The sequence below is a fragment of the Pseudomonas sp. NPDC087639 genome (genome assembly GCF_044743385.1).
Lineage (GTDB): Bacteria > Pseudomonadota > Gammaproteobacteria > Pseudomonadales > Pseudomonadaceae > Aquipseudomonas.
The window spans coordinates 1-3,192 of the sequence record NZ_JBIUWI010000096.1 but is presented as its reverse complement, the minus strand read 5'-3'; the positions used below and the strand labels follow the sequence as shown (position 1 = coordinate 3,192).

The window sequence follows — 3,192 nt, the reverse complement described above, 5'->3', positions numbered from 1 at the left end:
AAAGATACCACAAAAGATATAAATAAAAGTCAATATCAATAAGGCCCTACTGCAGATCGCCGAACCCGGCCAAAGTCCTCAACCGCACCAGCGTCGTCTGGCTGTGGGGATCGACTTGGGCACTACCAATTCGCTGGTCGCTGCGTTGCGCAGTGGTCTTTCCGAGCCATTGGCCGACGCTGACGGGCAGGTCATCCTGCCGTCTGCCGTGCGTTACCACGCCGATCACGTCGAAGTCGGCGAGTCGGCCAAGCTGGCCGCCGCTTCCGATCCTTTGAACACCGTGCTGTCGGTCAAGCGCTTGATGGGTCGTGGTCTGTCCGACGTCAAGCAGTTGGGCGAGCAACTGCCATACCGCTTTGTCGGCGGCGAGTCGCACATGCCGTTCATCGACACCGTGCAAGGCCCGAAAAGCCCGGTCGAAGTTTCCGCCGATATCCTCAAGGTGTTGCGTCAGCGTGCTGAAGCGACGTTGGGTGGCGAACTGGTCGGTGCGGTAATCACCGTTCCGGCGTATTTCGACGATGCCCAGCGCCAGGCCACCAAGGATGCGGCGAAACTCGCTGGTCTGAATGTGCTGCGCCTGCTCAATGAGCCGACCGCCGCCGCTGTGGCTTACGGTCTGGATCAGCACGCTGAAGGCCTCGTAGCGATTTATGACTTGGGCGGCGGCACCTTCGATATTTCGATTTTGCGTCTGACTGGCGGTGTTTTCGAAGTCCTGGCCACCGGCGGCGATAGCGCGCTGGGCGGCGATGACTTCGATCACGCGATTGCCGGCTGGATCATCGATAGTGCGGGTCTGTCCGCCGATCTCGATCCGGGCGCACAACGTAATCTGCTGCAAACCGCCTGCGCGGCCAAAGAAGCCCTGACCGATGCGGCCAGTGTTGAAGTTGCCTACGGCGACTGGAAAGCACAGCTGACCCGCGAAGCCTTCGATGCGCTGATCGAGCCGATGGTCGCGCGTAGCCTGAAAGCCTGCCGCCGCGCCGTTCGCGATTCCGGCATCGAGCTGGATGATGTACACGCCGTGGTCATGGTCGGCGGTTCGACTCGCGTTCCTCGTGTTCGTGAAGCCGTCGCCGAAGCGTTCGGTCGTCAGCCGTTGACTGAAATCGATCCGGATCAAGTGGTGGCCATCGGGGCCGCGATCCAGGCCGATACCCTGGCTGGCAACAAGCGCGATGGCGGCGAACTGCTGCTGCTCGACGTGATTCCGTTGTCCCTGGGGCTGGAAACCATGGGCGGCCTGATGGAGAAGGTGATTCCGCGCAACACCACCATTCCTGTCGCTCGCGCACAAGATTTCACCACTTATAAAGACGGCCAGTCGGCCATGGCGATCCACGTATTGCAGGGCGAACGCGAGCTGATCAGCGATTGCCGCTCGCTGGCGCGCTTTGAATTGCGTGGTATTCCAGCAATGGTGGCCGGTGCGGCGAAGATTCGCGTGACCTTCCAGGTCGATGCCGACGGTCTGCTCAGTGTTTCCGCTCGTGAACTGGGTTCGGGCGTCGAGGCGAGCATTCAGGTCAAGCCGTCCTACGGTCTGACCGACGGCGAAATCGCCAAGATGCTGAAAGATTCGTTCCAGCATGCCAATGACGACAAGGTCGCCCGTGTCCTGCGCGAGCAGCAAGTTGATGCCCAGCGCCTGATCGAGGCGGTGCAGGGCGCTCTGGAGGCTGATGGCGAGCGTTTGCTCGACGCCGAAGAGCGCATGGTCATCGACATGCAAGTGCAGGAACTGATCGAACTGATGAAAGGTACTGATGGTTACGCCATCGAGCAGCAGACCAAGCGTCTGTCGCAAGTGACCGATGCTTTTGCTGCCCGCCGCATGGATTTGACGGTGAAAGCCGCTCTGTCGGGGCGCAATCTGAATGAAATCGAGGATATCTGATGCCGCAGGTCATTTTTCTGCCCCACGAGAAGTTTTGCCCTGAAGGCATGGTGGTCGAGGCTGCGCCCGGCACATCGATTCTTGAACTGGCCCACGAACACCACATCGAGATGGAAAGCGCCTGCGGCGGTGTCTGCGCCTGCACCACGTGCCACTGCATCATCCGCGAGGGTTTCGATTCGATGGAAGAGGCTGACGAGCTGGAAGAAGACTTCCTCGATCGTGCTTGGGGCCTGGAAGCGCAATCGCGCCTTGCCTGTCAGGCTATCGTTGGTGAAGAAGACATCACCGTCGAGATTCCGAAATATTCGCTTAACCATGCGGCCGAAGCGCCGCACTGACTGGTAATACTGTCATGAGCTACGGTTGGAATGATGTTCAACGCATTGCAGAAGAATTGGCCGAATCCAAGCCGGATGTGAATCCAATTTCTGTCAATTTCGTCGACTTGCAGCGATGGATCATGGAACTTCCCGATTTCGACAACGCCTCTGGCCGTTGTGGCGAGAAGGTGCTGGAAGCGGTTCAGGCGCTCTGGATCGAAGAAGCAGACTGATCGTCCTCGCAGGTTAGGCAATACCAAAGAACCCGCGTATAATTCGCGGGTTTAATTTTTCGCAAATTACCGTTTCTGGAGTTACACCATGGCTGTTCAACGTACTTTCTCCATCATCAAGCCTGACGCAGTTGCAAAAAACGTCATCGGCGAGATCACCACTCGTTTCGAAAAAGCAGGCCTGCGCGTTGTAGCTTCGAAACTGAAGCAACTGTCCAAAGCTGAAGCTGAAGGCTTCTACGCTGAGCACAGCGCTCGTGGTTTCTTCGGCGATCTGGTTTCCTTCATGATCTCCGGTCCAGTTGTTGTTCAGGTTCTGGAAGGCGAAAACGCTATCGCTCTGAACCGTGAGCTGATGGGCGCTACCAACCCTAAAGAAGCTGCTGCCGGCACCATCCGCGCTGATTTCGCTGATTCCATCGACGCCAACGCTGTTCACGGTTCGGACTCCGAAGCCGCAGCTGCTCGTGAAATCTCGTACTTCTTCGCAGCTACTGAAGTAACCACTCGCTAAGCATTGGCTTAAGAGTGAAGGTGAATCCATGACTACATCGACTGTAAAAACCAACCTGCTGGGTCTGACTCAACAGGAAATGGAAAAATTCTTCGACTCAATCGGGGAGAAGCGTTTCCGTGCCGGTCAGGTAATGAAATGGATTCACCACTTTGGTGTCGATGATTTCGACGCCAAGACGAACGTCAGCAAGGCCTAGCGCGACAAGCTCAATGA

4 protein-coding genes and 1 pseudogene are annotated in these 3,192 nt (G+C 57.2%); all 5 read left to right on the top strand.

The features are described 5' to 3' along the window. Nucleotides 1-34: 34 nt before the first annotated feature. Entirely contained in the window at nt 35-1,906 is a 1,872-nt protein-coding gene (gene hscA, locus ACIOVB_RS25400) for a Fe-S protein assembly chaperone HscA (protein ID WP_401272037.1), read from the top strand. Continuing rightward, a complete protein-coding gene (gene fdx, locus ACIOVB_RS25395) occupies nt 1,906-2,247 on the top strand; it encodes an ISC system 2Fe-2S type ferredoxin (RefSeq protein WP_007916885.1) in 342 nt (113 codons plus the stop codon). The genes hscA and fdx overlap by 1 nt, the downstream gene beginning before the upstream one ends. A gap of 14 nt (nt 2,248-2,261) precedes the next feature. Further along, nucleotides 2,262-2,462 (top strand): Fe-S cluster assembly protein IscX, encoded by a 201-nt coding sequence (gene iscX, locus ACIOVB_RS25390; protein WP_187680635.1) that lies wholly within the window; start codon nt 2,262-2,264, stop codon nt 2,460-2,462. A gap of 88 nt (nt 2,463-2,550) precedes the next feature. Beyond that, nucleotides 2,551-2,976, top strand: coding sequence for a nucleoside-diphosphate kinase (gene ndk, locus ACIOVB_RS25385; RefSeq protein WP_042560926.1), 426 nt, complete (start codon nt 2,551-2,553; stop codon nt 2,974-2,976). 28 nt (nt 2,977-3,004) lie between these two features. Further along, nucleotides 3,005-3,172 (top strand): annotated as a pseudogene (locus tag ACIOVB_RS25380) (23S rRNA (adenine(2503)-C(2))-methyltransferase RlmN); the annotation flags it as partial. Between the last annotated feature and the right edge of the window lie 20 nt (nt 3,173-3,192).